Here is a 21,819-nt window from a genome sequence, read left to right on the forward strand (position 1 = left end):
CCCTGGCGCCGATCGAGGTCATCGCTCTCTACGCCGGTCGGGGGCGTCGCTCCTTGCGCCGGTCGGGGTCATCGCCCCTTGCGCCGGTCGAGGTCACTGCTCCTTGCGCTGGTTGAGCACGACGATCGCGCCGCAGAACATGGCGAGCGCCACGAGCACGCCGCCCCCGTACAGCCACAGCCGGACCGGGTCGGGCCCCGGACGGCTGGGCACCGGCGTATCCTCGCCCTGGCCGAAGTGCTCGACGCCGGGCGTGATGCTGCGCTTGGCGCCGACGAGCCGCTCGGCGGCGTTGAGCGCGGCGGCGGCGTCCACCACGCCGAAGCCGGTCTCGTCGTCGTCGCCGGCGGCGGGGCGTCCCCTGGCGCTGGCGGCGAGCGCCTGCGCCACCTGCTCGGGCGCCAGGGCCGGATAGCGCGCCTTGAGCAGCGCGGCCACACCGGCCACGAGCGCGGCGGCGGAGCTGGTGCCCTGGGACAGCTCGTAGCCGCTGCCGCGCTTGACGACGGGGACGTCCACGCCGGGCGCGGAGACCAGCACGGACAGGTTGTCGCTGCTGAACGAAGCCCGCTTGCCCTGCTTGTCGACGGCGGCCACACCGATGACGCCCGGGTAACCGGCCGGGAAGCTCCAGTAGGAGGTGCCCTTGTCCCTGGCGTACTGGGTCTGGCCGTCGTTGCCGACGGCGGCGACCAGCACGACGCCTTTGCTCAGCGCGTACGAGACGGCCTCGCGCTCGGACCTGAGCGGGCCGTAGGAGCCGATCGACATGCTGACGACCTGGGCGCCGTGGTTGGCGGCGTAGCGCAGGGCGCGGGCCAGCGGGCTCTGGACGCCCGGCTGCTCCTCCATGGGCGGCACGGCGGAGCCGGGCTCCTCGTCGATGACCATGGGCAGCGACAGGATGCGCGCGGACGGCGCGACGCCGGTGTAGCCGTCGCCCTTGCCCGAGCCGGCGATGAGCGCGGCCATGGCGGTGCCGTGCCGGCCGGGCGGCAGCTCGCGCTGCACCGAGCCCGTGGTCATGTCGGGGCCGGTGGTGACGCGGCCCTTGAGCTCCTTGACGCGCGTGTCCACGGCGCTGTCCACAACGGCGACGGTGACGCCCTCGCCCTTGGTGACCGTCCACGCCTGCTTGACGTTGAGCGCGTCCAGCACCCACTCCTGCTGCGCTTTTATCGGATCCGCCGTGGTGCCGGAGAAGGCGAGCACGGCGGCGGTCAGCACGCGTACGACGGTCAGCACACGTTCCCCTGAGTGCAGGGCGGCACCGTGGGCGGGTCCGCGAGGAAGTAGGCGATCTGGTTGCCGATGGACTTGGCGGCCGGCCACAGCTCGCTGTGCAGGATCTCCTCGGGCGGGATCGCGGCCCTGGTGCGCCCGTCGGCGTACCCGCCGGTCGAGAAGACGATGTACGGCCCCGCGCCCACCCAGCTCGTCCGCTGCCGCTGCTCGGGGCCGAAGCGCTCGGTGACGGTGCCGGGGAAGGCGACGGGCAGCACGCCGACGCGGTCGTCCTGGGTCAGCTCCTCGCCGGCGGAGACCCGCGCCTCCTCGTCTTCGAGCACGGCCACGCCGATGGTGAAGACGAAGGTGGCGGTCTGGTCGACGTACGTGGCCCGCAGCAGCGTCCTGCAGCCGTGGTTCTGCAGCACGGCGGCCACGGAGGCGTCCACGCCCTTGCCGCAGTCGGTCTCGGGTGCGATGCCGACGCGCCTGGCGTACTGCTGGGCGCGGTCGAGTCCGAGGTATTTGACCTCTTCGGGGAAGACGCCGGTGGCGGGCCACGCCTGCCATCGGCGGGCGACCTCCTCCTGCTGGTAGCGGCTCTGCTCGGCGGACGTCAGCGGCCGCGAGCGCGTCTCGGTGAACAGTCCGACGGTGCCGAGCAGCACGACGAGCGCCGAGACGGCGATGATGGTCCCGAGCAGCACCACGAAGGCGCGGCGGTAACGGATTCCCTGCTGGAGCGCCGCCAGTTCGGCGCGTTCCTTGGCTGCCGTGCGCTGACGCGAGTTCGCCGCCGGCCACGAGCGCACACGCGAGCGGCGGCCGGTTGTGGCGCCGAGCGGGTTCCTCCGCCTCTGCGTGGCGTCCCCCTCGGCGCGCGGTAGCCCTGTCGTCGACCTACGTGCCTTCACCACCGCCTCGTTCCCGCATTCGCATCGATGTCTATTTCGTCCCCCTGAAGGGGCGGATCATGCGTCTTGCGACATGTGCCCCCGCCGTACGCGTCTGACCAGGATAAAGATGACGGCGAGGGAGGCCAGCGCTCCTGCGGCGGCACCGGCGGCGACGGCCGCGTAGATCGTGACGCGCCGCTCGTCCCTGATGACGACGTCGATGGGGCCCGAACGCCCGCCGGCCAGCGGCCTGGCCGGGTCGTGCGCCTGCTCGCCCTTGGCCACCTCGGTGTGTCCCGCCAGCCTGGACGCCTCGGAGAGCGCCCGCGCGGCGTTGACGACGCCGAAGCCGGTGCCGGTGTCGTAGCCGCCGGGCGGCAGGTCCTTGGCGCTCGCGGCCAGGGCTCGCGCGACGAGCGGCGGCGACATCTCCGGATATTTCGACTTAATGAGGGCGGCGACGCCCGACACCAGCGCGGTCGCCTGCGACGTGCCCCTGCCGACCCAGTACTCGTCACCGGGGCCCGCGCCCATGATGTCCACGCCCGGCGCGGCCACCAGCACCGAGGAGTTCCAGTTGGAGAACGCAGCCCGCCGCAGCCGCCGGTCGGTCGCCCCCACCGACACCACGCCGGGGAACGCCGCCGGATAGGAGTAGGGAGCGAAGTCGCCGTGGGTCTTCCTGTCACCGTCGTTCCCCGCGGCGGCGACCAGCACCACGCCCTTGCCGATCGCGTAGCGCACGGCCGCCCGCTCCTCGCGGGTGGCCAGCTCCTTGGAGATCGACAGGTTGATCACGTCGGCCCCTTCGTCGACCGCGTAGCGGATGCCCCTGGCCACCACGTTCTCGAAGCGCTCGGCCGAGTTGAACGTCAGGAAACCCGGCTCCTCGTCCTCCAGGATGACCCTTACCGACAGTACGTCCGCTTCGGGCGCCACGCCGATGATCCCCCGTTTTCGGTCTGGCCCGTGGCCGTGCCCGGCGATCAGCGACGCCATGTACGTGCCGTGCAACCTGCTGGGAGCGGTGCCGGGCGGGTTCGCGCCGGCGGTGAAGTCCTTGCCGACGCGTACGGACCCGGCCAGGTCGCGGTGGTGAGGATCGACGCCCGAGTCCAGCACGGCCACCGTCACCCCGGCGCCCTTGCTGACCCGCCACGCCTTGGTCAGCGCCAGCGTCTCGATCACCGCGCGCTGCCCGCCGCGCACGTCATCGGCGGACGCGGGCGCGGGCGGCCACAGCAGCGCGACGGCCGCGGCGGCCGCCGCGCCCCTTCGCAACGCTCTCGCGCGCCCTTTCAGCACCGTCGCGCTCCTTCGCAACGCTCTCGCGCGCCCTTTCAGCACCGCCACTCCCCCGATCCGCAGTCGGGCATGCGGGGCCTGCTCAGCTCGGCGAGCACCTGCTCGGAGATCTCGGTGGCGAAGGCGAAGATGGACGGCCGCGGCTCGCCCGCCGCCTTCGCGGGCCGCCCGTCCACCTGGCCCGAGGTGGTGAGCACGAGGTACGGGCCCGCCTGGCGGACCGATCCCGCCTCGCGCACACCGGGCGTGAACCGGTCGGCCAGCGTCTTGCGGAAGGCGACCGGCCGCAGCCCTGGGGTGGGCTTGCCGGTGTCGGAGAACGCGGACCTCGCGCGTACGGCGTGGGCCTCGTCGCGCAGCGCCACCACGCCGACGGTGACGAGCACGCCGCGCAGCGCGTCGACGTACGTGGCCCGCAGCACGCCCTTGCACCCGGCCCGGCGCAGCGCCTCGACGGCGGCGGCGTCCACCGCCTCGCCGTCGCAGGAGGTGCGCGGCGAGATGCCGATTCTTCTGGCACGTTCCCGGCCGCCCTGCTCGGCGGAGTAGGGCAGCGTCGCGGGAAAGATGCGGCCCGCCGGCCAGGTGCGCCAGCGCTCTGCGACCTCGCGCTGGGCCGCGGCACGTAGCTCGGCCGCCGTCGGGCCGCGGGTGAGCTCCGTGCCGGCCGCGCTCCCCGCGACCCCGGCGGCCACCGCGCAGATCAGCGTCAGCGCGGAGGCCACCACGAGGGTCGGCCATGGACGGGCGGAGTTCACGGCAACGACCTTAACCGGGAGGTCCCGGCGGAAACCGCTTAATAGGTGGGCAGGCTCGGGTCGACCGTCTTGATCCAGCTCAGCACGCCGCCGCCGACGTGGACGGCGTCGGAGAAGCCGGCGTTCTTGACGACCGCGAGCGCCTCGGCCGAACGCGCACCCGACTTGCAGTGGAGCACGATCTTCTTGTCCTGCGGCAGCTTCTCCAGGGCCGAGCCGTTGAGGAACTCGCCCTTCGGGATCAGCGTGGCGCCGGGGATGTTGACGATCTCGTACTCGTTGGGCTCGCGGACGTCGACGAGGAAGATGTTCTCGCCGCGGTCCATCATGCCCTTGAGCTCCTGCGCCGTGATCGTCGAGCCGCTGGCCGCCTCGGCGGCCTCATCGGAGATCGCGCCGCAGAACGCCTCGTAGTCGTCGAGGAGCGTGGTCAGCGTCGGGTTCTTGCCGCACAGCACGCACTCGGGGTCCTTACGGACCTTGACGTCGCGGTACTTCATCTCCAGGGCGTCGTAGATCATCAGTCGCCCGACCAGCGGGTCGCCGATGCCGGTCAGCAGCTTGATGGCCTCGTTGACCTGGATGGAGCCGATCGACGCGCACAGCACGCCGAGCACGCCGCCCTCGGCGCACGACGGCACCATGCCGGGAGGCGGGGGCTCCGGGTAGAGGCAGCGGTAGCAGGGGCCGTGCTCGGCCCAGAAGACGCTGGCCTGGCCGTCGAAGCGGTAGATCGAGCCCCAGACGTACGGCTTGCCGAGCAGCACCGCCGCGTCGTTGACCATGTAGCGGGTGGCGAAGTTGTCGGTGCCGTCGACGATGAGGTCGTAGCCGGAGAAGATCTCCATGACGTTGTCGACGGCCAGCATCGTGTCGTGGATCACGACGTTGACCAGCGGGTTGATCTCGCGGATCGTCGCGGCGGCGCTCTCGGCCTTGGGCCTGCCCACGTCGGACTGGCCGTGAATGACCTGGCGCTGCAGGTTGGACTCATCGACCACGTCGAAGTCGATGATGCCGAGGGTGCCGACGCCCGCCGCGGCGAGGTACATCAGCGTGGGCGAGCCCAGGCCCCCGGCGCCCACACACAGCACCTTGGCGTTCTTCAGCCGCTTCTGCCCCGCCATGCCCACGTCGGGAATGATCAGGTGGCGTGAGTAGCGGCGCACTTCGTCGACGGTCAGCTCATCGGCCGGCTCGACCAGCGGTGGCAACGACACTTTCTACGCTCCCGTTTTAAAGGGGACCCATCTCATTGTGAAACCTAGCTGGGCAGTGGGGCATTCCCCAATCGCGTCTCACTGATCAGACGCCGCGCCTCGGCCGCCACGACGCGCGGCATCTCCATCATCGCCACGTGTCCCGCCGTCGGCAGAAGAACCAGCCTGACCTGCCGGAATGTACGGTACGCCTTCTTCGCCATCGCCGGGCGCACCAGCCGGTCGTGGCGTCCGTGGATGATCAGCGTGGGCGCCTTGACCTTGGCCGCCTGCCGCCACAGGTTCTCCTCGCCCCTGCGGAAGTACTCCGACACGATGCCGCGCGCCGAGCCCACGATCGCCTGGCCCGCGTACGGCAGCTCGTCGCGCCTGCGCTGCTCCTCGATGGCGTCGCGCAGGCGTACGGGGTGGACCGCCCGCATGTCGGCGTAGACCATGGCCATGGACGCGGTGATGCGCTGTTCGACGGGCACCAGGCGCAGCCGGTCGGCCACCCACTCGCCCAGCCGGGGTATCGCGGCGGCGGCCACCCGGATGGGGCCGTAGCGGGGCAGCAGGTCGGGCAGCGCCGGGGAGATGAGCGTGAGCGAGCGCACCAGGTCGGGCCGCTGGGCGGCGACCCTGACGGAGATCGCGCCGCCCATCGAGTTGCCGAACAGGTGGGCGGGGCCCGTGTGCTCCAGCAGGCCGATCACCACGTTGGAATGGGCCGCCACGGAGTAGTCGCCGTCTGCGGGGGCGGGCGAGAAGCCGGCACCGGGAAGATCGATGGCGTGGCCGGTGACCGTGTCCTTGAGCTCGTCCATCAGGTCGGTCCAGTTGGTCGCCGAACCGGCCAGGCCGTGCACGAACACCGCCTGCTCCGCGGGGCCTTCGGGGGTGGACCTGACGTGCACCGGACCGATCATCCTGCCCGGCCAGTGCGGGACCGGCTCCGCGGTCATCGCTGCTCCTCCTCGTTCCTCGAACGCGTCTTCCCCTTCCTCTGACGATAACCATCGCTTCTACGGGCGGTCTGGATTCCGTACAGGGCGGTTATTTCCATGATTTTTCTGGACATGTGACCCGATAGCCCCCGGACAGGGACAGGGGTAGTCAATGCTCACCAGCCGTATCGCCGCTCCACTCGCCGCCGCAGCTCTGAGCTGCGGCGCTCTGTGCTGCGGCGCTTTCTGCTGCGGTACCGCCCGGCCCGCCGACGCGGCCGCCATGGCCGCCTCGGAGGAGCGCGTGGAGTGCCTCTATCGAGTGGTACGGGTGAAGACGCACCTGAACATCCGGGTACAGCCCGGCGGCGAGGTGCTGGACAAGATCTATCCCGGCGACCGCACGTGGGGGCCGTGCACGAAGGTCGGCGACTGGCGCCAGATCAAGGGGACAGAGAACAAGCTGACGGGCTACGCGTACGGCCACTACCTCAAGAAGCTGGGCCGCCGCTAGCTCAAGAAGCCGGGCCGCCGCTAGCCCGTCCCGTGCGGCGAGCTCCCGCACCCCACCCTCGCGACACCCCAGCCACCTCAGGAGACAGGCCCCCGACCACCCGACCGCTCGGAGACGTACCTCCTGGCCGCCCGCCCCCCGCGGAGGGCGCCTGCGCGCCGGCCCGACTCTCGGGAGGGGCACGCCCAGCAGACAGCCGTCCTGGCCACCCCGCCGGCCGAGCCACACCGATCGCCCCCATCCCCACAGATCAGCGCCATCCCCACCGGTTGGCGCCATCCCCACCGAGCAACGCTGATCCCCGACCCACCTCACCTCACGTCCACCCGTCTCGACCGCCCCAAACGCCCCATCTGCCCCAACAACCCCGCACATCAACAGATGGACAGATCCGCCCATACCTGGACATTTCACGTCATAGATCTCTAATCGATCTCTTGCCGCCCCAAGCATGTGGCAAAAGCTGGCGCTTGCCGTTTATGACACACCGACCCGGAAAGCATCACGGTACCCAGCGTGACACCAACGCCACTCACCGTTAACGGAGAGTGGCCGTCGGCCGTCACGCCCGGGGACCAACGCAGAGCGGCAGACATCTCCGGGGGCCTCCCCCGTACCACGATGGCCGCCGCCGCGCCCGCACGACGCTCGGCATCGGCGAGCGGCCGCGCACGCATCACCTGAATGGTGCATCCGGCCGGCCTCAACGCGATGTCCGGCATTTTATCGGGCTCGGCGTCGCGGCTTTTCTCGCGCTCGCGGAATTTCACATCCGCGCGCGCAATCGCCGCCTGCGCACGACCGCCGCGAACGGCACTTCCGGCACGTCCGGCGACCCGCGATGGCCGCCCCTTGCCACCCGCGCTTCGCGGTTCGATATGCCGTCGAATCGGACATATCATCTCTTATCATTTGATAATTATGTAATGCGAGCAATAAGATTGTTAATGCAGAGCAAAATGGGGTCTTCGCCGTTTGCCCGCCCTTCGGCACGGAAATGACATTCGACGGATGAGCCTTCAGCAGCCGTCCAAGATCTGTTTCCTGTCAAATAGGAAACGGCCGAGAACGGGGCAATCGATCCTTTAGGGGGAAACACAATGCCCAAGCTCAAGAGTGTTATCGCAGGCCTCGCCCTCAGCACGGCGGTGACCGGCGGCGTTGTGGGCGTGGGCGCGGCCACGTCCGCCGCGGGCGCCACCACCCAGGTCAGCACCGGCACGTCCGTCCTCATGGACGACGGCTGGGGCTGGGGCTGGGGTAACCGCCGTCACCACCACCGTCACCACCACCACCACGCCCGCTGCGGTAAGAACCACGGCGGCGGCTGGGGCTGGGGCGGCTGGGGCTGGGGCCACCGTCGTCACCGCGGCGAGATCTGCATCATCGTCCGCAACGACAACGTGAACGACAACAGCCCCCGCGAGCGTCACGACCACCACCACAACCGCAACTGGTAGCAGATGGCCGTGCATTGATGGCGCAAGGAGTTCTCGTGGACGGTCCGCATTTCACGCGCGGTTCGGCCTGAGGTTCATTCTCCTCGTCTTCGCGGTAATACCGGTGAGGGCCCTCCCGGCATCGTCTGGGAGGCCCTCACTGCGTCATTTCCCGGTCGCGTCCGCGGCCGGGATTTCGCGCGTGGAACGACGGGTGCCGGCGCGCACCCGTTCCATGCCTTGGGGCGTTTTCCTATGCCCGCACATTCTCCCGTGCGCGGCTTATTCGCCCGGCTCCGGCGCGCTCTGTCGCCCTTCTATGGGCGCGCCGCGTCATGAGAAGTACTGGACTAGGACAAGAGCCGCTAATGTCCGTTTCTTCTGCTTTCGTCGGGAAATATGCACTGTGCGGATGAATCGCAAGTCTCATCCGCGAACGGGGCAATCGATCCTTTAGGGGGAAAGCGCAATGCCCAAGCTCAAGAGTGTCATCGCCGGTCTCGCCATGAGCACCGCTCTTACGGGCGGTGTGGTCAGCCTCGGGGCCGCCACAACCACCGCGAGCGCCAACGCCGCCACCACCCAGATCACCGCCGGCAAGTCGGTCCTGGCCGGACACGGCTGCGGCTGGCGTCCCCGCCGTTGCGGCTGGGGCTGGGGCTGGAAGCCCTGGAAGAGGTGGGGTCACCGCCACCACCACGGTGTCGGCCGGATCCGCATCGTCATCGTCAACAAGAACCACAACCACAACGACAACCGCCACGACAGGCGGTGGTAGTCCCCGGCCGATGAGTCCGCCCATGCGATGAACTCAGGCCGAACCTGAAATGAGTGCCCGTATTCACCGGAAGCCACCCGACGTCCTCGGCGCCAAGGACAGGGCACACCGGAATGCGGGCACTCACCCCGTCCACCTCCACCTCACCGCCCAGGATCCATCCCCCACCTCACCGCCCCGGTTTCATCCGGCCCCCATCTGATCGCACGGGGTCCATCCACTCGTCCACCCCACCGCCGTCCAACGAACCACCCCACCACCGCACAGGACCACCCAGCCATCCACACCCACCAAGCGTCGCCGCCCGCTCAACCACCTCACCGAAGGCGAGCACCGGCGGCACCCATCCCCCACCGCAGACAGGCCGCCGCGCCCAACCTCCCCGCCGCTCAGGACCACTCACCCGACCTCGTCCACCCAGGTGCGAGCCCACTCAAGCGCACCGCCGAAGGCGAGCAGGCACCGCGCCCTTCCCCCTACCGCATTCACCCCTCCCTGCCCCAGTCCGCACTCACTTTCGCCGCCACCGATTCAGCCCCGCACATTCAGCACCCCGGAGCCGCAGCCACCGGCCGCACCGCACAACCCTTATCCCGCATGCCGGTCACCGTCTCGCCTCAGCCTTGAATCGCGTCGCGCTCACCGTCTCGCCTCAGCCTTGAGCCGCGTCGCGCTCACCGTCTCGCCTCAGCGGCACTGCACAGCGATTCACCCCTGACCGCACACAGCACTCGGCCAGCACCCGGGCAGGCCCGCCCCGAGCGTCCGTCACCGTCCGCGCGGGCAAAGGTCGCCCAGGCGGCCGTCCGGCATCCCGGCGGCGGGAGCGTAGTCGCCGACGCCCGCCCCGGCGGCGGATGCGCAGGAGAGCATCGGCCGCTCGATGGCCGTGTCCTCACCCGGCAAGACCACGTTCCGCCTCTCGGGCCACACTCCGCTTGGCAAGACCGCGTTCCCGCTGAGGAGGGATGCCCACGTGACGAACCGCACCTCCGAGCCCGACCGCCGGCTGACCCGCCTCGCAGGCCACACTCCGCCTGGCAGGAACGCTCCGCCTCACAGACCGCACGCCGCCTCGCAGGGCACGTTCGGCTCGCGAGACCGCGCTTCTTGCCCGACGGCCGCCAAGAGCGCGGCGACCGAGCTCGCAACCCGCAACGGGTACAAGCCGCACGAGGCCGTTCATGTGCAGGCCGGCTCACTCGTCCAGAGACACCATCAGGGCGACATCGACCTGGGCGGCGAGCAAGAAACCGTGCGGGCACCGGGCCCGCACGGCAGAGGCTCATCAGAGCCGGTTCATGTCCCGCAGTACTGCAATTCGCGCACAACGCCGAAAGCCCACCGCCAGAACTTAAGAATGGGCCAAGAACGATGCAGCGAGGGCCCCCCGGAAGCACCGGGAGAGCCCTCACTTTGAATCCCGCGGAGACTAGGAAACCGAGATTTCCTACGCCATTGTCACGCGGTCATATCAACGGGTTTCCGCATCGGCGACGCGCGGCGGCAGGTTGCGGTGGTCGTGGTGGCGGTGCTCGTGGTTGCGGTTGACGTTACGGTTGAAGACCCTGACCTTCACCCGCAGCCTGTGGTGGTGGTGACGACGGTGTCCCCAGCCCCAACCGCAGCGCCGCGAGCCCCAGCCCCAGCCGCCGCAGCCGGCGAGGACGGAGTTGCCGGTGCTGACCTGCGTGGCAGCGTCGGCGCTGGCGGAGGTGGTGGCGGCACCGGCGCTGACCACGCCGCCGGTCAGCGCGGTGCTGATGGCGAGGCCCGCGATAACACTCTTGAGCTTGGGCATTGCGTTTTCCCCCTAAAGGATCGATTGCCCCGTTCTCGACGTTCCCGGATAACCGGAAACAGGTCTTGGACGCCTGCTGAAGAGCCATCCACGAAGTGTCATTTCCGGCAGATCGGCACACAAACAGAAGCGCATTCATTTTGCTCTGCATTAAGAATCTTATTGCTTGCATTAGCCATCTATCCAATGAAATGATGTGAATTAAGGTGATATGTCCTTTTCGCCGACGCGCCCGGGGAGCGGCGACCAAGGCGGCCTGAGGGCGCAAGCCCCTCCCCGGCCCCTGGAGGGCGCGTCACTTAGCAGGGGACGCCGTACAGGGCGTCTCGGGGCAGCGAGGATCTCCCGTGCGACGGGCCGACGCGCACGCCGCGTGCCAGCCCGGCATGACCGGTACGGGGTGGTAGGCGCAGCGCACACTCGCTGCAAGCGCAGCTACTCTCCTCTTGGGCAGCTACTCCCCCGAGCGCGGCTACTTCCCGGGCACGGGTACTCCCCGGGCGCGGCTGCTCCCCGAGCACAGGTACTCCCCCGGACGCAGCTACTCCCCGGGCACGGGTATCCCCCAGGCGCGGCTACCTCCCCGGGCAGGCGCGGCTACCTCCCCGGGCGGCGGACGCTACGAGCGGGACGCCACAGCGGGACGTCAGCGGGACGCCACAGGCGGAACCCAGGCAGTCTCGACGTGGAGCCGCTGCCGCACGTCCACACCACACCGCACCAGGCCCATCGACGCGGCCTGACAGCCGGTGCTGGGCGGTGCCGCGCTCCAACCAGGGACAGCCGGAGCTGAACGGCTGTGGGTGCCGGAGAGGCGCGCCGGGGTCCCGTGTATCGGGGGCATCCGCCGGCCATCGTCACCGACGCAGGGGAGGGCTACGCGTGAGGTGGGGAGCGACGCACCCGCACCACGCCACTGCTGACGCACCCGCACTACGCCACTGCTGCGGCCTCCGCCCAGGCGACACGGTCACGTAGGTGTCCGGACGTGTCGGTTCACGTGGGACTTGCAGCTAGCCCTCGCGGCGTCAACGCCGCCGGCCATTGATCGCGCCCACCGCTGTCACGCGTTAGGGCAGGCGTGGTGCCAAGGTTCGCGCCACAGGCCGCTCCTGACGTCGAGCGGCTGTGTGCGGGTGCCCCGTGCCCAAGCGACCGCGTGCAGGTGCCTAGTGCCGAGTGGCCGTTTGCGAGCGCGGTGCCGCAACATCCCGGCTCGGGCGCCGCATGCGCGAGCGGTCGCGTTAGTAGACGGCGTGCTCGGGATCGGACACGTCGATTACTGCGCGAGCGGCCGCGTTCGGGGCGCGGTGGCGGAGCGCGTCTGCGTTCGGTTGCCAGCGCCAGAGCGTCCGAGTCGGCGGTTGCCGGAGCGTCCGGGCTGCCGGTGCTGGACGTGCGCGGTGTCAGGCGGTCTTGCGGGTCTTGCGCTTGGCGGGTGCCTTCTCTTCGTCCTTCGACTCCTTGGACGACGCCTTGGAGTCCTTCGCCTTCCCGGCGACCGTCTTCTTCGGCTTGGCGGAGGCGCCTTCTCGTTCCCGCTTCGCGGCCTCCACGCTGGCCCGCAGGGCGGCCATCAGGTCCACGGCGGGCTTGGCCTCCTCTTCCTCCTGGGCCGGGATGACCTCCTTGCCCGCCACCTTGGCCTCGATGACCTCTTGCAGGGCCTCGCGGTAGGTGTCGTGGTACTCGCTCGGGTCGAAGTCCGACTCCATGGTGCTGATGAGGGACTCCGCCATCTTGAGCTCCTGGGGACGTACCTCGATGTCCTCGTCGAGGAAGGCGAAGTCGGGCTCGCGGATCTCGTCCGGCCAGAGCATGGTCTCCAGGACGAAGACGCCGTCGCGGACGCGCAGTGTCGCGAGGGACTCGCGCTGGCGCAGGGCGACCTTGACGACGGCGACCTGCCCCGAGCTCTCCAGGGCGTTGCGCAGCAGCACGTACGGCTTCGCGCCCTGCGCGTCGGGCTCCAGGTAGTACGACTTGGCGAAGTAGATGGGGTCGATCTGCTCGGCGGGGGTGAACTGCAGGACGTCGATCCTGCGCGAGCTGCTGAGCGGCAGGTCCTCGAAGTCCTCGTCGGTGAGCACGACCATCTCGCCGGTGGCCAGCTCGTAGCCCTTGGCGATGTCGGAGTACGGGACCTCTTCGCCGTCCTGGGTGCACACGCGCTTGTAGCGGATGCGGCCGCCGTCTTTGCGGTGGACCTGGTGGAACGTGACGTCCTTCTGTTCCGTGGCGGAGTACAGCTTGACCGGGATCGTGACCAGACCGAAGGAGATCGCACCTTTCCAGATGCTGCGCATGGTCACTCCTCAAGCTCTCAACGGCCCACCGTGGGGCACATACCCGTCATGGGGCAAGCAATGCCATACCCGGTCGAACCGATGCTCGCCGTACCTGGGGAACTACCGCCGGATCGCGACCGGTACGGGCTGGAGGTCAAGTGGGACGGCATCCGCGCCCTGATCCATGTCAACGGCGGGACAAGGGTGACGGGGAGGCATGGAGTCGAGTACACGCGCCGCTATCCCGAAATTTCGGTGTTCGGGGTGAAGAACGCTGTGATCGACGGCGAGGTGGTCGCCCTCGACGCGCGCGGCAAGCCCAGCTTCATCCGGCTCCAGCACCGCATGCACCTCACCGACCCCAGCCGGCCATGCTGAAGCGCTACCCCGTCACGTACCTGCCCTTCGACCTGCTCTACCTCGACGGCGTACCGCTGTTCGACCTGCCGTACCGCGACCGCAGGGCGCTGCTCGACGAGCTGGACATCGGCGCGCCCCCGTACTTCCCCGGCGACTCCGGCCTGCTCGCCGCCACTTCCGAGCAGGGGCTCGAAGGCGTGGTCGCCAAGCGCCTCGACTCCCCCTACAGGCCGGGCACGCGCTCGCCGTACTGGATCAAAATCAAGAACCTGAACGTCCGCGAGGTCGTCATCGGCGGCTGGAAGCCCGGTAAGGGGCGGCGCGCGGGCGGGATCGGCTCGCTGGCCATGGGGGTGTTCACGGAGCGGGGGCTGACGTACGTGGGCCACGTCGGCACCGGCTTCACCGACGCCGCGCTCGACGACCTGCACCGCATGTTGCGCCCGCTGGAGGTGCCGTACAGCCCGTTCGCCGATCAGGTGCCGTGGCGCAATCGGTGGGTTAGGCCCGATCTCGTCGGGGAGGTGGCCTACACGATGTGGACCGACGACCAGCGGTTGCGACACCCCGTGTGGCGCGGCCTGCGCCCCGACAAGCTCCCCGCGGAGGTGACGCCATGAAGGTGCCGGTCAAAGTCGACGGGCGCGAGCTGACCTTGAGCAACCTCGACAAGGTCCTCTATCCCGACAACGGGTTCACCAAGGCCGAGATCATCGACTATTACAGCCGCGTCGCCCCCGTCCTGCTGCCGCATCTGCGGGGACGTCCCCTGACCGTCAAGCGCTACCCCAACGGCGTGACGGGACAGTCGTTCTTCGAGAAGAACGCCCCCGAGCACACCCCCGACTGGGTAAGGCGCGTCAACCTGCCCGCGCCCGGCAGCACCAAGAACCGCGAGACCATCGACTTCGCCGTCGTCGACGACCTGCCCACGCTCGTCTACTACGCCAACCTCGCCGCGCTCGAACTGCACGTCCCCCAGTGGCGCGTGGACGACGACGGGCAGGCGCTGCCGCCCGACACGCTGGTGTTCGACCTCGACCCCGGCCCGCCCGCCACCATCGTCGAGTGCACGCGGGTGGCGCTCATGCTGCGCGAGGTGCTCGGTGCCGAAGGGCTCACCGCGCTGCCGAAGACCAGCGGCAGCAAGGGCATGCAGCTGTACGCGGACTGGGACCGCCGCGAGGAGCCGTCCGCGTACGCCAAGAGGCTGGCCCAGCTCCTGGAGAAGGAGCACCCCGATCAGGTCGTCAGCGTGATGACGAAGAAGGCGCGGCCCGGCAAGGTGTTCATCGACTGGAGTCAGAACAACCCCGCGAAGACCACCGTGGCACCCTATTCTCTGCGTGCCAGGGAACAACCGACCGTGTCGACTCCGCTCACCTGGGAAGAGGTCGAGGGCTGCGAACACCCTGAGGATCTGGTGTTCACGGCGCCCGACGTACTTGCGAGAGTGGAGAAGCACGGCGACCTTTTCAGCCGGGCGTAGTCTGGTTCCGTCCACACCGAGAAGGGGGCCGAAGATGTCGGAGATGGACGTACGCGGGGACGAAGGTCCGTACACCGAAGAGGAGGAGCTGTCGATCGAGACGCCCGAGGCGGACGCGATCGAGCAGCAGCGCGAGATGCTCCAGAGCACCGGGCAGTTGCGCCGGGAGCTCCCGCTCGACGTCGACCCCGCCGACGGGGCCGACCAGGACCGCGTGGTCGATCTCGACGACGACGACTATTACCGCTGAGCCCCGGCCCGGCGGCGGTGACCTGCGTGAAGGGGGTCGGAGGCGGACGGACGCGTCCGACGCCGGCGACCTGCCGCACGTAGGATGTCCGCACAGTTCGCTGAGAGACCAATGGAGACCCGCGTGACCGCAACCCCGGATGCCAAGCCCCGGGGCACCCGGCTGCCCCGCCTGGCCCGCCGCCGGCAGCTCCTGAGCGCCGCGCAGGAAGTGTTCGTGGAGAACGGCTATCACGCGGCCGCCATGGACGAGATCGCCGACCGGGCCGGGGTCAGCAAGCCCGTGCTCTACCAGCACTTCCCCGGCAAGCTCGAGCTCTATCTCGCGCTGCTCGACCTCCATGTCGACGACATGGTCAACCGCTGCCGCGAGGCCCTCGCCTCCACGCAGGAGAACAAGCTGCGCGTGCAGGCCACGTTCAGCGCCTTCTTCGACTTCGTCTCCACGCAGGGCGAGGCGTTCCGGCTGGTCTTCGAGTCCGACCTGCGCAACGTCGCGCCGGTGCGGCAGCGGGTCGAACGCGCGCTGAGCGACTGCGCGGAGATGGTCAGCGAGCTGATCCAGGAGGACACCGGCTGCACCAGCGACGAGGCTCATCTGCTCGGTGTGGGCCTGGTCGGCATGGCCGAGGTGAGCGCTCGCTACTGGGTCACCACGAAGGGCTCGATCCCCAAGGACGCGGCCGAGCAGCTCATGGCCCGGCTCGCGTGGCGGGGCATCAGCGGTTTTCCGCGTACGGCATAACCCGTTCGCTGGGCGCGATCATTCGTCGTGTTCACCGGTGCGACCGGCCACGATGAAGGTGAGCCAGCCCGTCACCTAGGGAGCCACGATGGAAGTCAAGATCGGCGTACGTTCCGTACACCGCGAGCTCGTTGTCGAGACCGACCTCTCCGCCGACCAGGTGGAGCAGGAGATCAGGAACGCCCTGTCCGTCGATCGCGGCGGCGTGTTCGCGCTGACCGATGTCAAGGGCAGGCGGGTCGTGGTGCCGGTGGCCTCGCTCGGGTTCATCGAGATCGGGGAGGACGAGTCCCGCCCGGTCGGATTCGGCGGGACGTTGTAAGAGCTGTTTCGGGAAGGGTACGGCTCCGATCGCCGTACCCTTCGCCGTCACCGGCGTGGTTCAGCCGGTCCGAGGTCCCTGGTGGTCTTTGGGCTCGGCCCGGCGCCGTCCCGCGCCCCGTCTTGTCGGCTCCCGCGATGTCTCCGGGCAGCATGCGACGGCGACGCGGACGGTCGGTTGCGGATGCGTGCGGGGGTCAGTAGTCGGAAGGTCCCGTAGGTTCGGACCGGAGCGGTGGTTCAGACGCGGGGGGAACGGCGAAGCAGGCAGCCGCGGGGGCGGCGGGGGCACGGAACGCACGTCCGGCCCGACTCCGCAGCCGGGCAGGCCGCGCTCTCCCTTCGCAGCACTGCGCGGGGTACCCAGCGGTTCGGCCCACATCTCGTCAAGGAATTGCCGTAGCGGCGCGAGGCCCTCATGTCGGCACGGTACAACCGTTCAGCGCCGTGCGCCGCCCGTTAGCGCAACACCACCTCCCACGAGCCACCCAACACTCCCACAACCACCCCGCAGACGCACGTCTACCACCCCGTTCGGCCTGGGCGAGGGCTTCCGAGCCTGCTTCCAAGGCGTGCAGCCCTTCCTTTTGAACGGATCGAGCGGGCTTCTGCAAGCGAGCGGATGCAATCGAGCGGTCGTTTCGGCGGACGACCTTTCAGCGGACGCGCCCTTCTCCACGAGTCGAGCGGTACCACCGCCCCGCGGTGCGCGGTGACTCCCTTCGCGAGAGGAGGGCGGCCGGCTGTGCAGGACGCGCGGCCTCGGCACTGCGGTCCGCGTCTGGGGCGTTGGGCGGTGACGCCGCCGGCCGATCAGCGGCTCCCCCGGACCTGAGCGGCTTCCACGGGGCGGGCCCGCCCCTCCGCGCTGCGGGCGGCTTCTCCGAGGTCATGCGCCCTTTCCTGGAACGGGCGGACAGCCCTCCCAGACGCAGGTGGGGCCCCTGTGCAAGACGAGTGACCACGCCGGGAGGCGGGCGAGTGAGTGGCGGCCGGACGTGGAAGACGCCGGCGGGCGAGTGAGTGGCGGCCGGACGTGGAAGACGCCTCCGGGCGAGTGAGTGGCGGCCGGACGTGGAAGACGCCTCCGGGCGGGTGAGTGGCGGCCGGGCGTGGGCGACGCCTTCGGATGGTCGAGGAGGATCCGGTGGAGTCGGCGGCGGCCCGGCCGATCAGTCAAGATCGAGGCGGGTGGGGTGGGGGTCAGATGCCCATGGCGGCCATGCGCTTGTTGTGAGCCTCCGTGAGTCTGGCGAACAGGCGCGAGATGTCGGTGTGCCCCTCGCCCTGCGATTCCATCAGGAGCCGGGCCAGCTCAGGACGCGCGGAGGCCACCTGCTGTCCCTGGCTCAGCGCCTCGCCCACCAGGCGGCGCGCCCACAGTGCGAGCCGCCCGGCGGCCGTCGGCTCGGCCTCGATGCCCGCCCGCACCCTTTCGACCGCGAACTTCGACCGTTCCTCGTCCACCAGCACCTCATCGACCAGCGAGGCGACCGACGGGTCGAGGTGCCGTGCGGCCTCCCGGTAAAAGTCGTGCGCGATGCCGTCCCCCACGTACGTCTTGACCAGAGCCTGCAGCCAGTCGGCCGGCCGGGTCTGCGCGTGCCAGGCGTCCAGCGCGCCCACGAACGGCGACATGGCCTCGTCGGGATCGGCCCCGAGCTCGGCGAGCCGGTCGCGGAGCAGGCGGAAGTGGGCGTACTCGGTGACGGCCAGCTCGCTCAGCGCCGCGCGGTCCGCCAGCGTGGGCGCCAGCGTGGCGGCGTCCTCGGTCATGCGCGCGTACGCGCTGAGCTCCGCGTACGCCAGCACACCGAGCAGGTCGACGACTCCAGGAGACTCCTTCATGGAAGGCAGCGTACTTCGGCTAATCTTCGGGAACATACGCAAGCTCGGCCAGCGTTGTGGTATCGAGTACACTGCTCTGTGAAAGTGCGACCGCACTGTGTTAATTCGGGCCATTGTCCCGAATACCCCCGATTCCCCGGGTGCGCGGTCGCTGATGACGCGAGAGGGCTGGCTCTACCGCGAGGACCCACGACACGGGGGCTGTATCCGCCCGTCGGTCCCGGCAGGCCCGCCTTCATTTGAGACTGAGGCAGGCCACGCTGACGACTTTCCGAGACCTCGGAGTCACACCAGAGATCGCCGATGCCCTTGAGACCGAGGGCATCGTCACACCGTTCCCCATCCAAGAGATGGCACTTCCGCTCGCGCTGAGCGGCCAGGACCTGATCGGGCAGGCGCGCACGGGTACGGGCAAGACCTACGCGTTCGGCATCGCGATGCTGCAGAGCATCGGCAAGCCGCGGAAGAACCGCAAGAAGCCCCGCGGGCTGGTCGTCGTGCCGACCCGCGAGCTGGCCGTGCAGGTCAGCGAAGACCTGGTGACCGCCGCCGGCAAGCTCGGCTCCCGGGTCCTGACCGTTTACGGCGGCCGCGCGTACGAGCCGCAGATCGAGGCGCTGAAGGCCGGCGTCGACGTCATCGTCGGCACGCCGGGCCGGCTGCTCGACCTCGTCAAGCAGAAGCACCTCGACCTGGGCCAGATCACCACGCTCGTGCTCGACGAGGCCGACAGGATGCTCGACCTGGGCTTCCTGCCCGACATCGAGCGGATCTTCAAGCTGATCCCGGCGCAGCGGCAGACGATGCTGTTCTCGGCCACGATGCCGGGCGAGATCGTCGCCCTGTCGCGTAAATACCTCAACCGTCCGACGCACGTGCGCGCCGAGCTGGAGAGCGGCGAGGGCGAGGCCACGCCGCAGGTACGCCAGATCGTCTGGCGCACGCACCGGATGGACAAGATCGAGATCCTCGCCCGCCTGCTGCAGGCCGAGGGCCGCGGGCTCACGATGGTCTTCTGCGAGACCAAGCGCGCCTGCGACATGGTCGCCGACCAGCTCGACACGCGTGGTTTCGCGGTCGCGGCCGTCCACGGCGACCTCGGCCAGGGCCAGCGCGAGCAGGCGCTGCGGGCGTTCCGCAACGGCAAGATCGACGTGCTGGTGGCCACCGACGTGGCGGCGCGCGGCATCGACATCGACGACGTCACCCACGTGGTCAACTACGACTGCCCCACCGACGACAAGACCTACGTGCACCGCATCGGCCGTACCGGCCGGGCCGGGCGCACGGGCACCGCGGTCACGTTCGTCGAGTGGGAGGAGCTGACCCGCTGGAAGCTCATCAACCAGATGCTCGGCCTCGACTTCACCGAGCCCGCCGAGACGTACTCGACCTCGCCTCACGTCTACTCCGAGCTCAACATCCCCGAGGGCACCAAGGGCGTGCTGCCGCACGCCAACCGCTCGCGGGCGGGGCTGGCGGCCGAGCGCATCGAGGACCTCGGCGAGACCGGCCGGGCCCGCACGCGTGGCGGGCGGCGCAGGGACGAGCGCGACGAGCGCCCCGCGCGTCAGCCGCGCCAGCGCCGCCGTCTGCGCGGCGGCAAGGAGCTGGTGGAGACCGCACCTGTCGAGAAGCCGGAGGTCGAGCCCGTGAACAACCAGGCGGAGGAGACTCCGGCGATCTTCACAACGGACGAGATCGAGGCCGCGGGCGAGGCCAGGCGCGGACGTACGCGCAGGGGCGCCGCCTCCTCGGCCATCGAGGAGGCACTCGCCGACGCCCCCGAGGCACCGGCCCGCCGCACCCGCGCCCGGCGCAGCGCCGCCGAGGCGGAGGAGACGGTGGAGGCGCCGGCCAAGCGCACCCGCGTACGCCGTTCCGCCGAGACGGCCGCCGAGGAGAGCGAGGCGCCGGCGCGTCGCACGCGTGCCCGCAGGGCCGCGTCCGCCGAGCCGGAGACCGTCGAGGCGGCCCCGCCGGTCGCCGCGCCGTCCGACCGGTACGACGACGAGCCTGAGGCGGACTACCCGGCGCCGCCCGCCCCGGCGCGCAAGGAGCCGGAGCGGATCATCCCGCCGAACCCGTTCACGGTGATCTTCCAGTCGCCCGACCTGGCCACGGACGACGACGACATCGCGCCGTCGGCCGCGACCGAGCGCAAGCAGCAGCGCCGCCAGTCCCGCGGCGGCCGCCGCCGCGGCTGACCGCAGAGCGAGCAGAGGGCGCGCACCCGGAACCGAGTCAGGGTGCGCGCCTTTCGCGTGTGCGGCCGCTTGCTCACATGCACGCCCCTTCGCTTCTCGCGCACGAATGGCCGGCGCGCGTCTCTCACGCACGAGTGGCCGGCGCGCGTTTCGCGCGCACGAGTAGCCAGTGCGCGTCTCTCACGGACGAACCGCCGGTGCGCCAGTTGCGTGGACGCACGCCGGTCGGGCGTGCCAGGCGTTTTCGTCGCGTTCGTTTCCAGCCGGAGCGCAGGCCGCGTGTGTGGCGGCGCAGGGGCACGTGCACGGCGCTCAGCGGGACGCTGGGGTGTCTGGGTCGTCTCCTTGGACAAGGGAGCACGGCACGGCAAGTGACGAGCTGTGAGTGCCATACAGAGCCATCGGGGCGGCCACGGTCGTACGGGACGGGCTCCAAGACCCCCGTCTACGCGATCCGCCCATTCGTCGCAAGCGGTCAGAACTCGCACCGGCGTCGTCGTCATGCCGGTGTCGAGGCGCTGACCTCTGGGTATTGTTGCCCCACGTGAGTACGCCGCGATTCCTCGACCTGCCTCCTGGCGTTGCACCACAGAAGATCGAGACGCCACAGGGCACGTTCGCGGCCCTGGAGGCGGTGCCGGTCAGTGGTGTGGTTGAGCGCTGGCCCGCGCTCCTCGTCCCAGGGCTGACGGGCAGCAAGGAAGATTTCATCGCGGTCCTGATGACGCTGGCCCAGTCGGGCCGCCGCGTGGTGGCGATCGATCTGCGCGGCCAGTACGAGACCCCGGGCCCCGACGACCCGGCCGCCTACACGTGCGCCGCCCTGGGCGCCGACGTGGACGCGCTGTCCCAGGTGATCGGCGACGGCGACCCGGTCCACCTGGTGGGCCACTCGTTCGGCGGGCTGGTGGCGCGGGAGGCGGTGATCGACGGCCGGACGAAGTTCGCCTCGTTCACGCTGATGAGCTCGGGCCCCGGCCCGATCGAGGGCAGGCGTGCCCACCATGGCAGGAAGATCATGGAGGAGGCGCCGACGCTGGGCCTGGAGCACGTGTGGCGTTCCAGGTTCGAGCCCGAGGCGCTGGCCGACGACGTGCCCGACGACATCGTCGAGTTCCTGCACAAGCGCCTGCTGGCCAACTCGCCTGTCGGGCTGTCACGCATGGCCGAGCAGGTGCTGACGATGGGCGACCGTACGGACGAGCTGCGCCAGATCGAGGTGCCGACGCTGGTGCTGTACGGCGAGCACGACGACGGCTGGCCGCCCGAGGCGCAGTCGGACATGGCGGCCAGGCTCGGAGCGGAGTCCGTGGTGGTGCCGGGCGCGGTGCACTCCCCGGCGGTCGAGGCGCCGGAGACGACGGCGGCGGCGCTGGTGCGGTTCTGGAACGCGGCCGAGAAGCACTTTTTGGACACGAGGTCCAGCACCGTGTAATCCTTCGGTCACT

The 21,819-nt window shown here is 69.8% G+C and carries 21 protein-coding genes; 11 read left to right on the plus strand and 10 right to left on the minus strand.

Features of this window, described 5'->3' with window-relative positions; all coding sequences use genetic code 11:
* Positions 1–93: 93 nt before the first annotated feature.
* From ACFMQL_RS08460 to ACFMQL_RS08485, 6 genes are all read right to left on the minus strand, one after another.
* Positions 94–1,245, minus strand: a complete 1,152-nt coding sequence (locus tag ACFMQL_RS08460; RefSeq protein ID WP_378785150.1) for a S8 family serine peptidase — start codon at positions 1,243–1,245, stop codon at positions 94–96.
* Positions 1,239–2,039, minus strand: coding sequence for a hypothetical protein (locus ACFMQL_RS08465; protein ID WP_378785152.1), 801 nt, complete (start codon positions 2,037–2,039; stop codon positions 1,239–1,241). Before ACFMQL_RS08465 ends, ACFMQL_RS08460 begins: the two co-directional genes overlap by 7 nt.
* Before the next feature lie 159 nt (positions 2,040–2,198).
* Positions 2,199–3,428, minus strand: a complete 1,230-nt coding sequence (locus ACFMQL_RS08470) for a S8 family serine peptidase (protein WP_364069069.1) — start codon at positions 3,426–3,428, stop codon at positions 2,199–2,201.
* 35 nt (positions 3,429–3,463) lie between these two features.
* Positions 3,464–4,186, minus strand: coding sequence for a hypothetical protein (locus tag ACFMQL_RS08475; protein ID WP_364069067.1), 723 nt, complete (start codon positions 4,184–4,186; stop codon positions 3,464–3,466).
* 38 nt (positions 4,187–4,224) lie between these two features.
* Complete coding sequence (gene moeZ, locus ACFMQL_RS08480) at positions 4,225–5,406, minus strand: adenylyltransferase/sulfurtransferase MoeZ (protein ID WP_364069065.1); 1,182 nt, start codon at positions 5,404–5,406, stop codon at positions 4,225–4,227.
* Positions 5,407–5,450: 44 nt separating this feature from the next.
* Positions 5,451–6,350: an alpha/beta hydrolase gene (locus ACFMQL_RS08485; RefSeq protein ID WP_364069063.1), complete on the minus strand. Its 900-nt coding sequence runs from the start codon at positions 6,348–6,350 to the stop codon at positions 5,451–5,453.
* Positions 6,351–6,504: 154 nt separating this feature from the next.
* Between ACFMQL_RS08485 and ACFMQL_RS08490 the strand changes: the two genes are divergently transcribed.
* From ACFMQL_RS08490 to ACFMQL_RS08500, 3 genes are all read left to right on the plus strand, one after another.
* Positions 6,505–6,846 carry a hypothetical protein gene (locus ACFMQL_RS08490; protein WP_364069061.1) on the plus strand — a complete coding sequence of 114 codons (342 nt, stop codon included), beginning with the start codon at positions 6,505–6,507 and terminating at the stop codon, positions 6,844–6,846.
* Between the two features lie 1,100 nt (positions 6,847–7,946).
* Complete coding sequence (locus tag ACFMQL_RS08495) at positions 7,947–8,306, plus strand: hypothetical protein (protein ID WP_364069059.1); 360 nt, start codon at positions 7,947–7,949, stop codon at positions 8,304–8,306.
* Positions 8,307–8,754: 448 nt separating this feature from the next.
* Positions 8,755–9,063 carry a hypothetical protein gene (locus tag ACFMQL_RS08500; protein WP_364069057.1) on the plus strand — a complete coding sequence of 103 codons (309 nt, stop codon included), beginning with the start codon at positions 8,755–8,757 and terminating at the stop codon, positions 9,061–9,063.
* Between the two features lie 768 nt (positions 9,064–9,831).
* Here the strand turns inward: ACFMQL_RS08500 and ACFMQL_RS08505 are convergent.
* The 3 genes from ACFMQL_RS08505 to ACFMQL_RS08515 all read right to left on the minus strand — a co-directional run bounded on the left by ACFMQL_RS08505 (position 9,832) and on the right by ACFMQL_RS08515 (position 13,170).
* Positions 9,832–9,975: a hypothetical protein gene (locus ACFMQL_RS08505; protein ID WP_378785155.1), complete on the minus strand. Its 144-nt coding sequence runs from the start codon at positions 9,973–9,975 to the stop codon at positions 9,832–9,834.
* A gap of 562 nt (positions 9,976–10,537) precedes the next feature.
* Positions 10,538–10,864: a hypothetical protein gene (locus tag ACFMQL_RS08510; RefSeq protein WP_364069055.1), complete on the minus strand. Its 327-nt coding sequence runs from the start codon at positions 10,862–10,864 to the stop codon at positions 10,538–10,540.
* Positions 10,865–12,270: 1,406 nt separating this feature from the next.
* On the minus strand, positions 12,271–13,170 hold the full coding sequence (locus ACFMQL_RS08515; protein WP_364069053.1) for a Ku protein: 900 nt from the start codon (positions 13,168–13,170) through the stop codon (positions 12,271–12,273).
* A 60-nt stretch (positions 13,171–13,230) separates the two neighbouring features.
* Here ACFMQL_RS08515 and ACFMQL_RS08520 point away from each other — a divergent pair, with 60 nt between their 5' ends.
* The 6 genes from ACFMQL_RS08520 (at position 13,231) to ACFMQL_RS08545 (ending at position 16,317) form a co-directional block, all read left to right on the plus strand.
* Positions 13,231–13,530 (plus strand): hypothetical protein, encoded by a 300-nt coding sequence (locus ACFMQL_RS08520; protein ID WP_378785157.1) that lies wholly within the window; start codon positions 13,231–13,233, stop codon positions 13,528–13,530.
* The gene (locus ACFMQL_RS08525) at positions 13,524–14,132 is read left to right on the plus strand and encodes a hypothetical protein (RefSeq protein WP_378785159.1); all 609 of its coding nucleotides are present in this window, start codon (positions 13,524–13,526) and stop codon (positions 14,130–14,132) included. Before ACFMQL_RS08520 ends, ACFMQL_RS08525 begins: the two co-directional genes overlap by 7 nt.
* Positions 14,129–15,001, plus strand: coding sequence for a non-homologous end-joining DNA ligase (ligD, locus tag ACFMQL_RS08530; protein ID WP_378785161.1), 873 nt, complete (start codon positions 14,129–14,131; stop codon positions 14,999–15,001). Before ACFMQL_RS08525 ends, ligD begins: the two co-directional genes overlap by 4 nt.
* Positions 15,002–15,035: 34 nt before the next feature.
* Positions 15,036–15,251 carry a hypothetical protein gene (locus ACFMQL_RS08535; RefSeq protein WP_364069047.1) on the plus strand — a complete coding sequence of 72 codons (216 nt, stop codon included), beginning with the start codon at positions 15,036–15,038 and terminating at the stop codon, positions 15,249–15,251.
* Positions 15,252–15,374: 123 nt separating this feature from the next.
* Positions 15,375–15,995 (plus strand): TetR/AcrR family transcriptional regulator, encoded by a 621-nt coding sequence (locus ACFMQL_RS08540; RefSeq protein ID WP_364069045.1) that lies wholly within the window; start codon positions 15,375–15,377, stop codon positions 15,993–15,995.
* 88 nt (positions 15,996–16,083) lie between these two features.
* Entirely contained in the window at positions 16,084–16,317 is a 234-nt protein-coding gene (locus ACFMQL_RS08545) for a DUF3107 domain-containing protein (protein WP_345389806.1), read from the plus strand.
* A gap of 1,202 nt (positions 16,318–17,519) precedes the next feature.
* On the opposite strand, the gene ACFMQL_RS08550 is transcribed toward ACFMQL_RS08545, so the two are convergent.
* Positions 17,520–18,164: a ferritin-like fold-containing protein gene (locus ACFMQL_RS08550; RefSeq protein ID WP_364069043.1), complete on the minus strand. Its 645-nt coding sequence runs from the start codon at positions 18,162–18,164 to the stop codon at positions 17,520–17,522.
* 350 nt (positions 18,165–18,514) lie between these two features.
* Between ACFMQL_RS08550 and ACFMQL_RS08555 the strand changes: the two genes are divergently transcribed.
* Together ACFMQL_RS08555 and ACFMQL_RS08560 are read left to right on the plus strand one after the other, a co-directional pair.
* The gene (locus tag ACFMQL_RS08555) at positions 18,515–20,371 is read left to right on the plus strand and encodes a DEAD/DEAH box helicase (protein WP_364069041.1); all 1,857 of its coding nucleotides are present in this window, start codon (positions 18,515–18,517) and stop codon (positions 20,369–20,371) included.
* Between the two features lie 544 nt (positions 20,372–20,915).
* Positions 20,916–21,806 (plus strand): alpha/beta hydrolase, encoded by an 891-nt coding sequence (locus ACFMQL_RS08560; RefSeq protein ID WP_364069039.1) that lies wholly within the window; start codon positions 20,916–20,918, stop codon positions 21,804–21,806.
* The last annotated feature ends 13 nt before the right edge of the window (positions 21,807–21,819 follow it).

It is taken from the genome of Nonomuraea fastidiosa (assembly GCF_042751225.1).
In the GTDB taxonomy this organism is placed as follows: Bacteria; Actinomycetota; Actinomycetes; order Streptosporangiales; family Streptosporangiaceae; genus Nonomuraea; species Nonomuraea fastidiosa.